Annotated in this window: 16 protein-coding genes; 10 read left to right on the top strand and 6 right to left on the bottom strand. The window is 56.9% G+C overall.

Annotated features, from left to right (window positions below):
- Window positions 1–28 precede the first annotated feature (28 nt).
- From murC to mutT, 9 genes are all read left to right on the top strand, one after another.
- On the top strand, window positions 29–1,504 hold the full coding sequence (gene murC / locus C1Y41_RS12235) for a UDP-N-acetylmuramate--L-alanine ligase (RefSeq protein ID WP_104085541.1): 1,476 nt from the start codon (window positions 29–31) through the stop codon (window positions 1,502–1,504).
- Complete coding sequence (locus tag C1Y41_RS12230) at window positions 1,497–2,417, top strand: D-alanine--D-alanine ligase (RefSeq protein ID WP_039382584.1); 921 nt, start codon at window positions 1,497–1,499, stop codon at window positions 2,415–2,417. Before murC ends, C1Y41_RS12230 begins: the two co-directional genes overlap by 8 nt.
- Window position 2,418: 1 nt before the next feature.
- On the top strand, window positions 2,419–3,255 hold the full coding sequence (gene ftsQ, locus C1Y41_RS12225) for a cell division protein FtsQ (RefSeq protein WP_071669074.1): 837 nt from the start codon (window positions 2,419–2,421) through the stop codon (window positions 3,253–3,255).
- Window positions 3,255–4,511 (top strand): cell division protein FtsA, encoded by a 1,257-nt coding sequence (gene ftsA / locus C1Y41_RS12220; RefSeq protein ID WP_039382588.1) that lies wholly within the window; start codon window positions 3,255–3,257, stop codon window positions 4,509–4,511. Before ftsQ ends, ftsA begins: the two co-directional genes overlap by 1 nt.
- Window positions 4,512–4,583: 72 nt before the next feature.
- On the top strand, window positions 4,584–5,738 hold the full coding sequence (gene ftsZ, locus C1Y41_RS12215) for a cell division protein FtsZ (RefSeq protein WP_039382590.1): 1,155 nt from the start codon (window positions 4,584–4,586) through the stop codon (window positions 5,736–5,738).
- 100 nt (window positions 5,739–5,838) lie between these two features.
- Window positions 5,839–6,756 carry a UDP-3-O-acyl-N-acetylglucosamine deacetylase gene (gene lpxC / locus C1Y41_RS12210; protein ID WP_104085540.1) on the top strand — a complete coding sequence of 306 codons (918 nt, stop codon included), beginning with the start codon at window positions 5,839–5,841 and terminating at the stop codon, window positions 6,754–6,756.
- Between the two features lie 267 nt (window positions 6,757–7,023).
- Complete coding sequence (secM, locus tag C1Y41_RS12205) at window positions 7,024–7,524, top strand: secA translation cis-regulator SecM (protein WP_104085539.1); 501 nt, start codon at window positions 7,024–7,026, stop codon at window positions 7,522–7,524.
- Between the two features lie 71 nt (window positions 7,525–7,595).
- Window positions 7,596–10,301: a preprotein translocase subunit SecA gene (gene secA, locus C1Y41_RS12200; protein ID WP_104085538.1), complete on the top strand. Its 2,706-nt coding sequence runs from the start codon at window positions 7,596–7,598 to the stop codon at window positions 10,299–10,301.
- A 125-nt stretch (window positions 10,302–10,426) separates the two neighbouring features.
- Window positions 10,427–10,822 (top strand): 8-oxo-dGTP diphosphatase MutT, encoded by a 396-nt coding sequence (mutT, locus tag C1Y41_RS12195; protein ID WP_039382599.1) that lies wholly within the window; start codon window positions 10,427–10,429, stop codon window positions 10,820–10,822.
- Window positions 10,823–10,848: 26 nt separating this feature from the next.
- Here mutT and yacG read toward each other — a convergent pair whose 3' ends face one another.
- Genes yacG through coaE form a run of 3 tightly spaced genes read right to left on the bottom strand, consistent with a single transcriptional unit; the run spans window position 10,849 to window position 12,411 of the window.
- Window positions 10,849–11,046 carry a DNA gyrase inhibitor YacG gene (gene yacG / locus C1Y41_RS12190; protein WP_039382601.1) on the bottom strand — a complete coding sequence of 66 codons (198 nt, stop codon included), beginning with the start codon at window positions 11,044–11,046 and terminating at the stop codon, window positions 10,849–10,851.
- Window positions 11,047–11,054: 8 nt separating this feature from the next.
- A complete protein-coding gene (zapD, locus tag C1Y41_RS12185; RefSeq protein ID WP_104085537.1) occupies window positions 11,055–11,798 on the bottom strand; it encodes a cell division protein ZapD in 744 nt (247 codons plus the stop codon).
- A gap of 4 nt (window positions 11,799–11,802) precedes the next feature.
- Window positions 11,803–12,411, bottom strand: coding sequence for a dephospho-CoA kinase (gene coaE, locus C1Y41_RS12180; RefSeq protein ID WP_104085536.1), 609 nt, complete (start codon window positions 12,409–12,411; stop codon window positions 11,803–11,805).
- Between the two features lie 218 nt (window positions 12,412–12,629).
- Here coaE and C1Y41_RS12175 point away from each other — a divergent pair, with 218 nt between their 5' ends.
- Window positions 12,630–13,670, top strand: coding sequence for a GMP reductase (locus C1Y41_RS12175; protein WP_104085535.1), 1,041 nt, complete (start codon window positions 12,630–12,632; stop codon window positions 13,668–13,670).
- A gap of 29 nt (window positions 13,671–13,699) precedes the next feature.
- Here C1Y41_RS12175 and hofC read toward each other — a convergent pair whose 3' ends face one another.
- The 3 genes from hofC to ppdD are packed head-to-tail and all read right to left on the bottom strand — an operon-like array spanning window position 13,700 to window position 16,722.
- Window positions 13,700–14,899, bottom strand: coding sequence for a protein transport protein HofC (gene hofC, locus C1Y41_RS12170; RefSeq protein WP_104085534.1), 1,200 nt, complete (start codon window positions 14,897–14,899; stop codon window positions 13,700–13,702).
- Window positions 14,892–16,280 (bottom strand): type II secretion system protein GspE, encoded by a 1,389-nt coding sequence (gspE, locus tag C1Y41_RS12165; RefSeq protein ID WP_104085533.1) that lies wholly within the window; start codon window positions 16,278–16,280, stop codon window positions 14,892–14,894. Before gspE ends, hofC begins: the two co-directional genes overlap by 8 nt.
- Window positions 16,273–16,722, bottom strand: a complete 450-nt coding sequence (gene ppdD / locus C1Y41_RS12160) for a prepilin peptidase-dependent pilin (protein WP_039382612.1) — start codon at window positions 16,720–16,722, stop codon at window positions 16,273–16,275. Before ppdD ends, gspE begins: the two co-directional genes overlap by 8 nt.
- Window positions 16,723–16,730 lie beyond the last annotated feature (8 nt).

Here is a 16,730-nt window from a genome sequence, read left to right as displayed (position 1 = left end):
CGAACAGGAAAACAGGTAACAGAGAGCGATGAATACACAACAACTGGCAAAACTGCGTTCAATTGTGCCCGAGATGCGACGCGTCCGGCACATCCACTTTGTTGGCATCGGCGGTGCCGGCATGGGCGGTATTGCCGAAGTGTTGGCGAATGAAGGATATCACATCAGCGGATCCGATCTGGCGCCCAACGCGGTGACCCAGCATCTTGCTTCGCTGGGGGCGACTATCTATTTTAACCATCGTCCGGAGAACGTCACCGACGCGAGCGTGGTCGTGGTGTCAACCGCGGTGGCGCAGGATAATCCCGAGCTGGTGGCGGCGCGCGAGCAGCGTATTCCGGTGATCCGCCGCGCAGAGATGCTGGCCGAGCTGATGCGTTTCCGCCACGGCATCGCCATTGCCGGTACGCACGGTAAAACCACCACCACCGCCATGGTCACCAGTATCTACGCGGAAGGTGGCCTGGATCCGACCTTTGTGAACGGCGGCCTGGTAAAAGCAGCAGGCACGCATGCGCGGCTGGGTACCAGCCGCTACCTGATTGCTGAGGCGGATGAGAGCGACGCCTCTTTCCTGCATCTGCAGCCGATGGTCGCCATTGTGACCAACATCGAAGCGGATCACATGGATACCTATCAGGGCGATTTTGAGAACCTGAAACAGACCTTTATCAATTTCCTGCACAATCTGCCGTTCTACGGTCGCGCGGTGCTCTGTGTGGATGATGTCGTGATCCGCGACCTGATCCCGCGCGTGGGTCGCCAGATTACCACCTACGGCTTTAGCGACGATGCGGACGTACGGGTAGAGAACTATGAGCAGCGCGGTGCGCAGGGGCATTTTACCCTGCGCCGGCATGATAAACCGCTGCTGCAGGTTACTCTGAATGCACCAGGCCGCCATAACGCCCTTAACGCGGCGGCAGCCGTAGCGGTCGCCAGTGAGGAAGGCATTGAGGATGCGGCCATTCTCGCGGCGCTGGAGAGTTTCCAGGGCACTGGTCGCCGCTTTGACGTGCTGGGTGAGTTTGATACTGCTGCCGTAAACGGCAAGCCGGGCAGCGCGATGCTGGTTGACGACTATGGTCATCATCCGACCGAAGTGGATGTCACGATCAAGGCAGCGCGCGCCGGCTGGCCGGATAAAAAGCTGATGATGGTGTTCCAGCCGCATCGCTATACCCGCACCCGCGATCTGTTTGACGATTTCGCCAGCGTGCTCTCCCAGGTGGATGTACTGCTGATGCTGGAGGTCTATCCGGCCGGAGAGGCACCGATTCCGGGTGCCGACAGCCGTTCGCTCTGCCGGGCAATTCGCAGTCGCGGCAAAGTCGATCCGATTCTGGTGACTGAGCATGACGCCCTGCCGGATGCGCTGGCTCCCCTGCTGTCAGGTGACGATTTAGTGATTGTGCAGGGCGCAGGCAACATCGGCAAAATCGCGCGCCGGCTGGCTGAAAGCCAGCTGCAGCCTGCACCGAACCAGGAGGCGCGTCATGGCTGATAAAGTCGCCGTATTAATGGGCGGCACCTCAGCAGAGCGCGAGGTGTCACTGAATTCAGGCAGCGCAGTGCTGGCTGGCCTGCAGGAAATGGGCGTTGATGCGCACGGTGTGGATACTCGTGATGTATCGGTGCTGACGCTCAAAGAGCAGGGGTTTAACAAAGTCTTTATTGCGCTGCACGGGCGCGGTGGTGAGGATGGTACGCTGCAGGGCGTGCTGGACTTTATGCAGCTACCCTACACGGGCAGCGGCGTGATGGCCTCTGCTATCACCATGGATAAATTGCGCAGCAAGCTACTGTGGCAGGGCAGGGGACTGCCGTCAGGCAAGTTTATCTGGCTGACCCGGGAGCAGTATCAGCAGGGAATCGATGCGCAGACCGCTACCGCTATTGACGCGCTGAGTTTACCGCTGTTTGTTAAGCCGAGCTGTGAAGGCTCCAGCGTAGGCATCAGCCGGGTTGAGCGCGCTGACGATCTGCCAGCGGCACTGGATGAAGCGTTTCGCCACGACAACGATGTACTGATTGAAGCTTTTTTAAGCGGTGATGAGTATACCGTGGCAATTGTCGGGGAAGAAATCCTGCCATCCATTAAAATTAAAACAGCCAGCGCTTTCTATGACTATGAAGCAAAATACATTTCTGACGATACTCAGTACTTCTGTCCCAGCGGTCTGAGTGCAGAAAAAGAAGCTGAACTGCAAAAGCTGGTGCTGGCTGCCTGGCAGTCGCTGGGCTGCAGTGGCTGGGGACGCGTGGATGTCATGACCGATAGCGAAGGCCGTTTTCAGCTGCTGGAGGTCAATACGTCGCCGGGCATGACCAGCCATAGTCTGGTTCCGATGGCGGCACGGCAGGCGGGTTACAGCTTTCCGCAGCTGGTAACGCGTATCCTGGCGCTGGCTGACTGATATGTCTCAGGCAGCGCTACGCGTACGCAACCGCGAACCTCAGGAGCGAGCCCGCACCGGGCGCAGCAACGGCGCACGGCTGTTTGGCATTGTGTTTCTGCTGCTGGTGCTGGGCACCATGATAGCCGGTGGCCTGGTGGTCCTGAAGTGGATGAATGACGCTTCACGTCTGCCGCTATCAAAGCTGGTCGTAACGGGGCAAACCCACTACACCACGCATGATGATATTCGCCAGGCGATTCTGTCACTGGGCGCCCCGGGGACCTTTATGTCGCAGAATGTGGATATCATTCAGCAACAGATTGAACGATTACCCTGGATTAAACAGGTCAGCGTGCGCAAGCAGTGGCCTGATGAGCTGAAGATAAATCTGGTGGAGTATGTTCCGGTTGCACGCTGGAACGACTCGCACATGGTAGATGCCGATGGCGTCTCCTTCAGCGTTCCGGCCAGTCATGTCGGCAAAGAGAATCTGCCGATGCTCTATGGACCGGAAGGCAGTGAAAAAGAGGTGCTGGCGGGTTATCACTCCCTGCGGGATGTGCTCCAGGCCAGCAAGTTTACCCTGAAGGTCGCGTCGATGACGGCGCGTCGCTCATGGCAGCTGGTCACCGGGGACGATATCCGCATCGAACTGGGACGGAGCGATACCATGAAGCGTCTGAACCGTTTTATTGAGCTCTATCCGGAGCTGCAGCTGCAGGGCCAGAATGAAAGCAAGCGTGTTGATTATGTTGATCTACGCTATGACTCTGGCGCCGCAGTAGGCTGGGTTCCGGCACCGATTGAGCCACAGGACAGTAATCAGCAACAGAACCAGGCACAGGCTAAACCATAATGATCAAGGCAACGGACAGAAAACTGGTAGTAGGACTTGAAATTGGCACCGCGAAGGTTGCCGCCCTGGTTGGAGAAATTCTGCCTGATGGTATGGTCAATATTATCGGGGTGGGCAGCTGCCCGTCGCGGGGTATGGACAAAGGCGGCGTAAACGATCTGGAATCGGTGGTGAAGTGCGTACAGCGCGCCATCGATCAGGCGGAACTGATGGCGGATTGCCAGATTTCGTCGGTCTACCTTGCTTTATCGGGCAAACACATCAGCTGTCAGAACGAAATCGGGATGGTTCCGATTTCCGAAGAGGAAGTGACTCAGGATGATGTGGAAAACGTTGTCCATACGGCTAAATCAGTGCGCGTACGTGATGAGCATCGCATTCTGCATGTCATCCCGCAGGAGTATGCCATTGACTACCAGGAGGGCATCAAGAATCCGGTGGGCTTATCCGGCGTCCGTATGCAGGCCAAAGTACATTTAATCACCTGTCACAACGATATGGCGAAAAATATCGTAAAAGCAGTTGAACGTTGCGGACTTAAAGTTGACCAATTGATTTTTGCCGGACTGGCTTCCAGCTTTTCTGTCCTGACAGAAGATGAACGTGAGCTGGGCGTCTGTGTTGTCGACATCGGTGGCGGTACAATGGATATCGCGGTGTATACCGGCGGCGCGCTGCGTCATACCAAGGTGATCCCCTATGCCGGGAACGTTGTGACCAGCGATATCGCCTATGCGTTTGGTACACCGCCTACTGACGCTGAGGCGATCAAAGTACGCCACGGCTGCGCGCTGGGATCGATTGTCGGCAAAGATGAGAATGTAGAAGTGCCAAGCGTAGGCGGACGTCCGCCGCGCAGCCTGCAGCGTCAGACGCTGGCTGAAGTCATTGAGCCGCGCTACACCGAACTGCTGAATCTGGTGAACGACGAGATTCTGCAACTGCAGGAGCAGCTGCGCCAGCAGGGTGTGAAGCATCATCTTGCTGCCGGTATTGTATTAACCGGCGGCGCGGCGCAAATTGAAGGTCTGGCAGCCTGCGCACAACGCGTGTTTCATACGCAGGTGCGTATCGGCCAGCCGCTGAATATTACGGGCCTGACCGACTACGCTCAGGAGTCTTACTACTCCACGGCGGTGGGCCTGCTGCACTATGGTAAAGAGTCACACCTGAACGGTGACGCAGAAACAGAAAAACGTGCTTCAGTTGGCAATTGGTTTAAACGAATCAACAGCTGGCTGAAGAAAGAGTTTTAATTTTGATAAAAGGAGATCATGCTGGCAATGTTTATGATCTCCAGGCGAACAGGCACATAACGGAGAGAAATCATGTTTGAACCTATGGAATTAACCAATGACGCGGTGATTAAAGTCATCGGCGTCGGCGGTGGCGGTGGCAACGCCGTAGAGCACATGGTGCGCGAGCGTATCGAAGGTGTGGAATTCTTTGCTGTAAACACGGACGCTCAGGCGTTACGTAAAACAGCGGTCGGCCAGACGATCCAGATCGGGACCAATATCACCAAAGGTCTTGGCGCAGGGGCTAACCCGGAAGTCGGTCGTACCTCAGCGGAAGAAGATCGCGAAGCACTGCGTTCTGCGCTGGATGGGGCAGACATGGTGTTTATCGCAGCCGGTATGGGCGGCGGTACCGGTACCGGTGCTGCGCCTGTTGTCGCTGAAGTGGCTAAAGATCTCGGGATTCTGACCGTTGCTGTCGTGACCAAGCCGTTCAACTTTGAAGGCAAAAAACGTATGGCGTTTGCTGAGCAGGGTATTGCTGAGCTCTCCAAGCACGTTGACTCCCTGATCACCATCCCGAATGACAAACTGCTCAAAGTGCTGGGCCGCGGTATCTCGCTGCTGGACGCTTTTGGCGCAGCAAACGATGTACTGAAAGGTGCGGTTCAGGGTATTGCTGAACTGATTACCCGTCCGGGTCTGATGAACGTCGACTTTGCAGACGTGCGTACTGTGATGTCAGAAATGGGTTATGCCATGATGGGCTCTGGCGTGGCGTGCGGTGAAGATCGTGCTGAAGAAGCTGCTGAAATGGCAATTTCCAGTCCGCTGCTGGAAGATATCGACCTCTCTGGCGCACGTGGCGTGCTGGTCAACATCACTGCCGGCTTCGATCTGCGTCTGGATGAGTTTGAAACCGTCGGTAATACTATCCGCGCATTCGCTTCTGACAATGCGACCGTGGTTATCGGTACCTCACTGGATCCAGAGATGAATGATGAGCTGCGTGTCACCGTCGTGGCCACCGGCATCGGTATGGATAAGCGTCCGGAAATCACTCTGGTGACCAATAAACCTGCTTCGCAACCGGTTATGGATCACCGCTATCAGCAGCACGGCATGGCGCCGCTGCCGCAGGAGCAGAAACCTGCTGCGAAAGTTGTTAACGAACAGCCGGCCGCTTCCGGTAAAGAGCCTGACTATCTCGATATTCCAGCGTTCCTGCGTAAACAGGCAGATTAAGAATAAGCTGATAATTGGGATTTCCCGCTCTTTGTGCTAAAGTCTTCGCCCGCCGGTAATTTATACTGGCGGTCGGATGGTAATATTGCGAGATAATGCGATGATCAAACAAAGGACACTAAAACGTATTGTTCAGGCGACTGGCGTCGGTTTACATACCGGCAAAAAAGTCACGCTGACTTTACGCCCTGCGTCGGCTAACACCGGGGTCATCTATCGTCGCACCGACTTGAATCCACCGGTTGATTTCCCGGCTGATGCAAAATACGTGCGCGACACCATGCTGAGTACCTGCCTGGTGAACGATGAAGGCGTACGTATTTCAACGGTAGAACACCTGAACGCCGCGCTGGCGGGTCTGGGTATCGATAACATTATTGTGGAAGTCGATGCACCAGAAATTCCAATTATGGATGGCAGCGCAGCACCTTTCGTCTACCTGCTGATGGATGCAGGTGTGGAAGAGCTTAACAGCGCGAAAAAATTTGTACGCGTTAAGCAGGCGGTACGGGTAGAAGATGGTGATAAGTGGGCTGAGATCAAACCGTATAACGGTTTCTCGCTCGATTTCACTATCGATTTCAAACATCCGGCTATCGATTCAAGCTCGCAGCGTTACCAGCTCAACTTCTCGGCTGAGGCATTTGTCCGCCAGATCAGCCGTGCGCGCACCTTTGGCTTTATGCGTGAAATTGAATATCTGCAGTCTAAAGGCCTGTGCCTGGGCGGTAGTTTAGATTGTGCGATTGGCCTTGATGATTTCCGCGTGCTGAATGAAGATGGCCTGCGCTTTGAAGATGAGTTTGTACGGCACAAAATGCTGGATGCTATCGGCGATCTGTTTATGTGTGGTCACAACGTGATTGGTGCCTTTTCGGCGTTTAAATCAGGCCATGCGTTAAACAACAAGCTGCTGCAGGCTGTCCTGGCGAAACAGGAAGCCTGGGAGTGGGCCACCTTCGAAGATGAAGCTGAGCTGCCGCTGGCGTTTAAAGCACCTAATTTAATCCTGGCTTAACAGCCGGTCATAAGAACGGCGGATACCCTGACACTCTCTCCGGTCAGCGGTATCCGCCGTTTTTTTTCGCCTCTCTGATGGCGTGGAAGCCCGCCCGCAAAATGCCCGCCTGTCTGGTGAAATGCTGTACGAAAAGCGTGAAATCCGCCGTAAGCCGCCCGATCTCTGCTGTGGAAGCCGTACATAAGTGCTATTATCTGGCGCTCATATAAGCGGGCTGACAGCATGTCAGCCGCATGGATGTGTTATTAACGTTGCGGACGGATTGTGATCGGACTCTTTTCACGCTGGCGACAATTAGGCAGGCGCTATTTCTGGCCACATCTCCTGCTGGGGATGGTGGCGGCCAGTCTGGGCCTGCCTGCCTGCGCGCAAAACGCCGAGCCTTCCGCCAGCGACTCCCCGGTCAGCAGCCTGTTCACCGGCAATGTGGTTCACTTTGATCACCTGATCCGGCTGCAGGAGAGCGCCCGCCGGCCTGGCGCTAATGTCGATTACTGGCATCAGCACGCTATCCGCACGGTGATCCGCCACCTCTCATTCAGTCTGTCACCGGCCACCGAAGCTGAAGCTGAAATCGCGCTGCCGCTTGCCGTACAGAAGCTGGCGCTGATTGATTCGCTGCAGGCGCTGCTGACATCGCCTGTGCAGCCGCAGCCCGCGCATCTGATACTGCCGTACGCCTGCTATCACTCTCCGATAGCTCATGCCGTTGCTGACTGGCAGGCTACCAGCGATGGTATCCGCGCCGGACCTTTCGTTGCCTGATTACGCCCCCTTTTCCCCTTTTTAAGAGTTAACCGGCCGCGATATCCCGGCTGATAAGAGAAAAATTGAACATGTTAATCAAACTGTTAACGAAAGTGTTTGGCAGCAGCAACGATCGTACGCTGCGCCGCATGCGCAAAGCTGTAGATGTCATCAATAAGATGGAACCTGAGTTCGTCAAACTGTCAGATGATGAACTGAAAGCCAAAACCAATGAATTCCGCGCGCGTCTGGAAAAGGGCGAAGCGCTGGAGAGCCTGATCCCGGAAGCGTTCGCCACCGTACGCGAAGCGAGTAAGCGCGTATTTGGCATGCGCCACTTCGATGTGCAGCTGATTGGCGGTATGGTGCTGAATGAGCGGTGCATTGCGGAGATGCGTACCGGTGAAGGTAAAACGCTGACCGCCACGCTGCCCGCTTACCTGAACGCGCTGAGCGGCAAAGGCGTGCACGTAGTTACCGTCAACGACTATCTGGCACAACGTGATGCAGAGAACAACCGCGCGCTGTTTGAGTTTCTGGGCCTGAGTATCGGTATCAACCTGCCAGGCATGCCTGCGGTTGCCAAGCGTGAAGCTTACGCGGCTGATATCACCTACGGCACCAATAACGAATATGGCTTTGACTACCTGCGCGACAACATGGCATTCAGCCCGGAAGAGCGCGTACAGCGTAAGCTGCACTATGCGCTGGTGGATGAAGTCGACTCCATTCTGATTGATGAAGCGCGTACGCCGCTGATTATTTCGGGTCCGGCGGAAGATAGCTCCGATCTCTATATCAAGGTCAATAAAATCATCCCGCACCTGGTTCGTCAGGAAAAAGAAGATTCTGACAACTTTCAGGGAGAAGGCGACTTCTGGGTCGATGAGAAAGCGCGTCAGGCGCACATGACTGAGCGCGGCCTGGTCAAGGTTGAAGAGCTGCTGGTCAGCCAGGGCATTATGGAAGAGGGCGAGTCGCTCTACTCGCCAACTAATATTATGCTGATGCATCACGTCACCGCTGCGCTGCGTGCGCACGCGCTCTTCACGCGTGACGTCGACTATATCGTTAAAGAGGGTGAGGTCATCATTGTTGATGAGCACACCGGCCGTACCATGCAGGGGCGCCGCTGGTCTGATGGTCTGCATCAGGCTATTGAAGCCAAAGAGGGAGCGGATATCCAGAATGAGAACCAGACGCTGGCGTCCATCACCTTCCAGAACTACTTCCGTCTGTATGAGAAGCTGGCCGGTATGACCGGTACGGCGGACACCGAAGCGTTTGAATTCAGCTCGATTTACAAGCTCGACACTATCGTGGTGCCAACTAACCGTCCGATGGTGCGTAAAGACATGGCCGATCTGGTCTACATGACCGAGAAAGAGAAGATCGATGCCATCATTGAAGATATTCGTACCTGTACGGCAAAAGGCCAGCCGGTGCTGGTGGGGACTATTTCGATTGAGAAATCAGAAGTGGTCTCTAATGAACTGACGCGCGCCGGTATTAAACACAGCGTGCTGAACGCCAAATTCCACGCCAGCGAAGCCGATATTGTGGCGCAGGCAGGCCAGCCGGGAGCGGTGACTATCGCGACCAACATGGCGGGTCGTGGTACCGACATCGTGCTGGGTGGCAGCTGGCAGGCTGAAGTGGCCGCGCTGGAAGCGCCGTCTGAAGAGCAGGTGCAGGCGATTAAAGAGGCGTGGAAACTGCGTCACGATGCCGTACTGGCCTCAGGCGGTCTGCATATCATCGGTACTGAGCGTCATGAATCACGTCGTATCGATAACCAGTTGCGCGGCCGTGCCGGTCGTCAGGGCGATGCCGGCTCTTCTCGCTTCTACCTCTCTATGGAAGATGCACTGATGCGTATCTTCGCCTCCGATCGCGTTTCGAACATGATGCGCAAACTCGGCATGAAGCCAGGTGAGGCGATAGAGCATCCGTGGGTGACCAAAGCGATCGCAAACGCGCAGCGCAAGGTTGAGAGCCGCAACTTCGATATTCGTAAGCAGCTGCTGGAGTATGATGACGTCGCAAACGACCAGCGTCGTGCTATCTACAGCCAGCGTAATGAACTGCTGGATGTCTCTGATGTGTCTGACACCATCAACAGCATTCGTGAGGATGTGTTTAAGGCGACGATCGACACCTATATTCCGCCGCAGTCGCTGGAAGAGATGTGGGACGTGCCGGGCCTGGAAGAGCGTCTGCGCACCGATTTTGATCTCGATCTGCCGGTTGCTGAGTGGCTGGATAAAGAGCCGGATCTGCATGAAGAGACGCTGCGTGAACGGATCATGACCCGCGCGAGCGAAAGCTATGCGGCGAAAGAAGAGGTTGTCGGCACCGAAATGATGCGCAACTTCGAAAAAGGCGTGATGCTGCAGACGCTGGATTCGCTGTGGAAAGAGCATCTGGCGGCGATGGACTATCTGCGTCAGGGGATCCATCTGCGCGGCTATGCCCAGAAAGATCCCAAGCAGGAATATAAGCGCGAATCCTTTGCCATGTTTGCGGCAATGCTGGAGTCACTGAAGTATGAAGTGATCAGCACGCTGAGCAAGGTTCAGGTGCGGATGCCGGAAGAAGTTGAAGCGATGGAGCAGCAGCGTCGCGAAGAAGCTGAACGTCTGGCACAGCAGCAGCAGCTGAGTCACGTGGATGATGAAACCGCCGCCGCCGAGGCGCTTGCCGCCCAGGGTGGTGAACGTAAAACCGGGCGTAACGATCCCTGCCCGTGTGGCTCGGGCAAAAAGTATAAGCAGTGTCACGGCCGTCTGGCCTGACCCTGAAAAGGAGCCTGCGGGCTCCTTTTTTTTACGGTTATGACGCCGTTCAGGACGGGTTATTAACATCCGCGCCGCGCTGTTTTACACTTTGCGCACTTTGATAATAAAGCGGGATCAACTCTATGAAGCACCTGCAGGTCGCAGTCGGCATTATCCGTAATGCCAGCCGCCAGATTTTCCTTGCGCAGCGCGCAGCCAGCTCTTATATGGCAAACAAATGGGAGTTCCCCGGCGGAAAAATTGAACAGAATGAAAGTGCGGAGCAGGCGCTGAAGCGTGAGCTTATGGAGGAAACCGGTATTGAGGTGACCCGTGCGACCGCAATCGGCCAGGCTGACCACGCCTATGATGACCTGCGCGTCACGCTGCATTTCTTTCTGGTGGAAGCGTGGCAGGGTGAGCCATGGGGACGCGAGGGGCAGCCGCAGCGCTGGGTAGCGCAGCGCGATCTTATTGCAGAGGAGTTTCCGGCTGCAAACCATGCGCTGATTGCCCGTCTGGTGGCGGACGAACTCTGAAACAGGGGCGCGATGCCCCTGCTGTTTTATTGCTGCTCTTCACTCCACTCATCGCTGTCGGTCTGGTCGCCACTGCTGGGAATGCGTTTTTCCTCTGCGGCCCATTCGCCAAGATCAATCAGCTGACAGCGTTTGCTGCAGAACGGACGCCACGGGCTCAGTTCATCCCACATCACATCTCTGCCGCAGTTCGGGCAGGGTACGGTAATCATCTCTTCCGGCATAATATCCTCTAACAGCAGGCCAGTTCAAAATTCAGGCGGGCAGGCACCGCGCCCTGTTCGCTATCCAGCGGCAAAAAACGAATAGCGTAACGGCTTTTATGACCTGAAATCTGCGGATAGAGCGCATCTTCCAGCGTCAGCCGCAGCCGCAGCAGGTCTGCTCCTTCAGCATTGTCCTGATAAAATCCATTCAGGCTGGTCTGATGACGAAATACGCCAGACTGGCGGATAAGATCGAGGATCATCATCAGGCTGTTACGCAGCGGCTCAAGCGATGCCAGCCAGCCAGCCACCTGCGTATCGCGCAGCGTCTGCTCCTGGTGCAGCCAGATGTGCAGGCCAGGTAAATCAAAACTGCAGCAGCCGCCGGGAATGCTGAGACGCTGACGTACCAGCGATATCAGCCGATCGTCACGCAGATGCTGGCCCATACGCGGTGCGCTCAGCAGCTCAGCGGAGAGCTGTTCAAGGCGGTTGCTGAGCTGGCTTACCGTCTGCTCATCAACACCGGGCACATCCAGCCAGGCGCGCAGTTTCTGCTGCTGACGCTCCAGCTCTTTAAGCAGCTCGGTCCGCATATCGCCGCGCTCAAAAATATCCAGCAGGTCGGCAAGAATGCGAAACACGCCCAGTGCGGCAACGGAATGATTCACCGGTACCGTTTCATGCAGCTGATTGAGTAAAAACTCGACGCGCAGCCAGGTGCGCATCTTCTCATTCAGCGGATGCTCAAACAGAACAACTGTACTCATTATCTTAATCCCGTCCGGTTGCTGCCAGGCGCAAATAACGCTGGTGAAGTTCAGCAACCCGCGGCAGCACCTGTTCGGGTGTGCCGCTATTATCAATAATATCATCGGCGCAGGCGAGGCGCTGTTCGCGGCTCACCTGCGCAGCAAGAATACGTTGTGCCTGGCTCAGCGACACGCCGTCGCGCTGACGCATACGCTGCAGCTGAACCGCTTCATCTACATCGACCACCAGCACGCGATCGGCCTGGCGCTGCAGGTTGTTTTCAATCAGCAGGGGAACCACCCACAGAACATAAGAGGATGACGCCTGCGCCCTGAGCTGTTGAGTACGGGCATTAATCAGCGGATGCAGCAGCTGATTAAGCCAGTTTTTCTCCTGCGGCTGCTGGAAAATAATCTCCCGCAGACGAGCGCGATAGAGCGTGCCTTCTGCCGTCAGAATGGATTCGCCATGGCGTTTTACAATCGCCTGTAGCGCTGGCGTGCCCGGCTCTACCACCTCGCGGGCGATGACATCAGCATCAATGATCTCCACGCCCAGAGCAGCAAAGGCGTTAGCGACAGTGCTTTTACCACTACCAATGCCGCCGGTAAGCGCAACGGTAAACAGCATATTTTTCTCCCGGTATGCAGCGCATCAGAGGGCGGCAGTGTCACAAAAGTGAGAAGGCGATCACATACTTAGCGATCGGCTAAATTTACCGGATTGTAGCGTAAGTAAAGTGAAATTCGCACCCTTGCCACCGCCGTTATGGCGCGTATGATAACGACACTGGAGCCGTGAGCGCTACCCGAACTGCGGTTCGTTTTCACTAACCAGGACCCTCTGCTATGCGTATTGAAGAAGATATCAAACTGGGCTTTAAAGATGTGTTAATCCGCCCGAAACGCTCAACGCTCAAAAGCCGTTCTGATGTTGAACTGGCACGCACCTTTACCTTTAAGCACTCCGCTCTGGAGTGGCGCGGCGTGCCGGTTATCGCGGCAAATATGGATACCGTTGGCACGTTCACCATGGCAGAAGCGCTGGCTGGTTTTGAGGTGCTTACTGCAGTTCATAAACACTATAGTATTGATGCATGGCAGGCGTTTATCCAGCGCGTGCCCGCTTCCGTGCTGAATTACGTGATGGTATCAACCGGGACCTCAGAAGCGGATTTCACTAAACTGAATGCGATTCTTGCTCTCTCGCCGCAGCTTCAGTTTATCTGTATCGACGTGGCGAACGGCTATTCAGAGCACTTTGTTGCGTTTCTGCAGCGTGCGCGTGAACGCTTTCCGGATAAGACCATCTGCGCCGGTAACGTCGTGACGGGAGAGATGGTGGAAGAGCTGATCCTGTCAGGTGCGGATATTGTCAAAGTGGGTATCGGCCCGGGATCGGTCTGCACAACGCGCATCAAAACCGGCGTCGGTTATCCGCAGCTGTCGGCGGTGATTGAGTGCGCCGATGCCGCGCACGGTCTGGGCGGACAGATTGTCAGCGACGGCGGCTGTTCCGTGCCGGGCGATATTGCCAAAGCGTTTGGCGGCGGCGCGGATTTCGTCATGCTGGGCGGTATGCTGGCGGCGCACGATGAGTGTGAAGGCACGCTTGTGGAAGAGCAGGGCGAGCAGTTTATGCTGTTTTATGGCATGAGCTCTGAATCGGCGATGAAACGCCACGTGGGCGGCGTAGCGCAATACCGTGCGGCGGAGGGCAAGACCGTACGGCTGCCGTTGCGCGGGCCGGTTGCAGAGACCGTCAAAGATATTCTGGGCGGCCTGCGTTCAGCCTGTACCTACGTTGGCGCCGAACGTCTGAAAGAGCTGACCAAGCGTACAACGTTTATCCGCGTGGCAGAGCAGGAGAATCGCGTTTTCAACCGATAAACCTTCCGGACGGGCGCAGCAGGCGCCCGCTAACGTATTACCTCTCCCAGACCAAATACCGGCAGATACATGGCGATAACCAGCGTGCCCACGATCGCACCGATCACCAGCATCATCGCCGGTTCAAGCGCAGCAGCCAGTGCCTCCGCCCGGTTTGAGGTTTCCGTTTCATGCCACTCTGCCAGCCGGGACAGCATGATATCAAGCGCGCCAGCCTCTTCCCCGGCTCCTGTCAGCTGGGCACAGAGCGGCGTAAACAGCGTATGCTGCTGCAGTGCCTGGTGCAGCGGGGCGCCGGCAGCGATATGCGCCTGCAGCTGTATAATCGTTTCGCGCCACAGGCGCGCCGTCAGCGTCATCTCCACTGTTTGCAGGCTGTGCAGCAGCGTAAGCCCTGCCTGCTGCGTCAGCTGCAAAATGGCATAAATCTGGCTGAGCTGCGCACCGCGCCAGAGCGGGGCGATCAGCGGCAGGCGCAGGATAAAATGCTGCAGGCGCCGCTGCCAGCGCGCGGAGCGGCGTACAATCTGGCACGCTGCGATGGCGCAGCCGGCAGCGATCAGCAGCAGCGGCAGTGCGGTCTGCTGCATGCCTTCTGACAGCGCGACAACGCCTGCGGTAAAGGCGGGCAGCGGTGCATCAAAGCTGGCATAGACGGCAGTAAACTCCGGCAGCACAAATAACAGCATACCGGCACTGACCGCCAGCGCCACCAGCAGGATAAAGAGCGGATAGCGCAGCGCTTTGCCAACCTTCTGGCGTAGCAGGCGCTGCTTTGTCTGCTGCTGCGCCAGCCGCAGGCAGCAGCTGTCGAGCTGTCCGGTGGTCTCACCGACCTGCATCAGCGCAGAAAAGAGGGGCGGAAAGAGATCGGGCCACGTGCGCAGCGCCTGCGAAAATGCCTCTCCGGCCAGCACCTGCTGCTGCAGACCCGCGAGCACTACGCGCCAGCCGGCATGCGGATGCCCCTGCGCCAGCAGCATCAGGCTTTCAGCCAGCGGTAACCCTGCTTTTAGCAGCGTAGCCAGCTGATGCATCAGCTCAATTTTTTGCTGCCATTTCCAGTCGCGTCTGCGCCAGCAGCGGCCGCGTTGCCAGCTCACGATCAGCATGCCGCGATCGGCGAGCTGATTCAGCAGCGCGGCCCGATCGCGCAGCAGCGACTCTCCTGCCTGCAGCTCGCCCATGGTGTCCAGCGCCTGCCAGCGGTAGTGATAGAGTTTAGCCATTATCCAGCCCTACCACGCGCTGCATCTCTTCAAACGATGTCTCCCCGCGGCTTACCGCTTCAAGACCGGCGCTGAGCAGGGTTTTCATTCCCTGCTCGCTGGCGAGCGTCAGCACATGTTCCAGCGGCATATCTGAAGAGATGGCGTTCTGCAGCCTGCTGTTAACCGGCAGGATTTCAAACAGCGCAAGGCGCCCATAGTAGCCGGAAAAACAGTGGTCACAGCCCGGCGCTCGCCAGGTCTGCAGGGTGCCGGGCCAGAGCGTGGCAGGCAGATGAGCGATAGCCTGTGCTGGCTGGCGACAGTGCAGGCAGAGACGACGAACCAGACGCTGTGCAATCACCAGCTGCAGCGCTGGCCCCAGCAGATAGCCCGGGATCTCCATCTGTCTGAGGCGCGTCAGCGTTTCAGCGGTAGAGTTTGTATGCAGCGTGGAGAGAACCAGGTGGCCGGTTTGTGCCGCTTTTACCGCAATACTGGCCGTTTCACTGTCGCGGATTTCACCGACCATGATCACATCCGGATCCTGACGCAGCAGGGCACGCAGTACGCGATTAAAGTCGAGACCGCTGCGGGGGCGCACCTGAGTCTGATTGATGCCGGTCAGCGGGATCTCTATCGGGTCTTCAACGCTGCAGATATTTTTTTCCGGCACGTTCAGTGCGCTGAGGCTGCTGTAGAGCGTAAAGGTTTTGCCGCTGCCGGTCGGGCCGGTCACCAGAATCAATCCCTGCGGTTTAACCAGAGCCTGTTTCAGCAGACGCAGCTGGGCCAGCGGCATACCGAGTTTATCCAGCGCAATCGCACTGCTTTCACCCTGCAGCAAGCGTACAACGGCTTTTTCGCCGTGGCTGACCGGCAGCGTGGCGAGGCGAAAGGCGGCGTCGCTGCCGTTTATCTCCTGGGTAAACTGCCCATCCTGCGGCAGACGCCGCTCTGCAATATCAAGCCCGGCGAGCACCTTCAGCCGCGCCAGCACGGCTGCCGGCTGCACCTCCGGCAAGCGCGGCAGATTATGTAGCACGCCGTCGATGCGCAGCCGGATACGCAATCCCTGCGGCTGAGGCTCAATATGCACATCTGAAGCGCGTCGCTGTACGGCCTGATGCAAAATCTGGTTTACCGCCTCGGTTGCTGAGGCTGCGCTGCGCTGCTCATGCAGCCGCTCATCGGATAGTGACGGGTGCAGCGCCTGCTCCATGCGGGCAGCCGGCCAGCACTCAATCTCTACCTGACGCTGGCAGGCGAACTGCAGCGCCTCCAGCAGCTGCGGGTGGGGAGAGTCGGTAACGGCTACGCGCAGCCGGGTGTCATCATGCTGCAGCAGCCGCGCCTGATAGCGGGCGCACAGCGCCAGCAGTGTCGGATCATGCTCAGCCATTGGTCTCATCCTTATCTGCAAACCGGAACTGGTTCAGACAGTTATCGCGCAGGCTGCTGCTGCTGCTGGTACAGCTGCGCTGCCAGTTAAGCATGCCTTCAGCCGTGTTCCAGACGGGCTGCATCTCCACGCTCAGCCCGCTAAGGTTCTCCTGGCCGGTAAGCGCAATCACGCCACCGGTAACGGTGAGCGAGGCGACATAGCGCGAGCCTCTGGCCGCCGGAATGCCGTGTTCACCAGCCTGACACTGTGCCGGACCGCCGCGCTCAATGGCGCAGAGTTCCACCGCCGTTTTATAGGGCAACATGGTTTGCAGCATGTCAGTCAGCGCTGCGCGCTGCAGGTAATTTTGATAAGCAGGCAGGCCAATTGCGCTGAGAATAGCGACGATGCCGATGACGATCATCAGTTCAATCAGGGTAAAACCGCGTTGTCTTTCCATAGCAGGGC

It is taken from the genome of Pantoea sp. ICBG 1758 (genome assembly GCF_002928325.1).
Classification (GTDB): Bacteria; Pseudomonadota; Gammaproteobacteria; order Enterobacterales; family Enterobacteriaceae; genus Pantoea; species Pantoea eucrina.
This window is presented reverse-complemented; position numbering and strand designations above follow the sequence as displayed.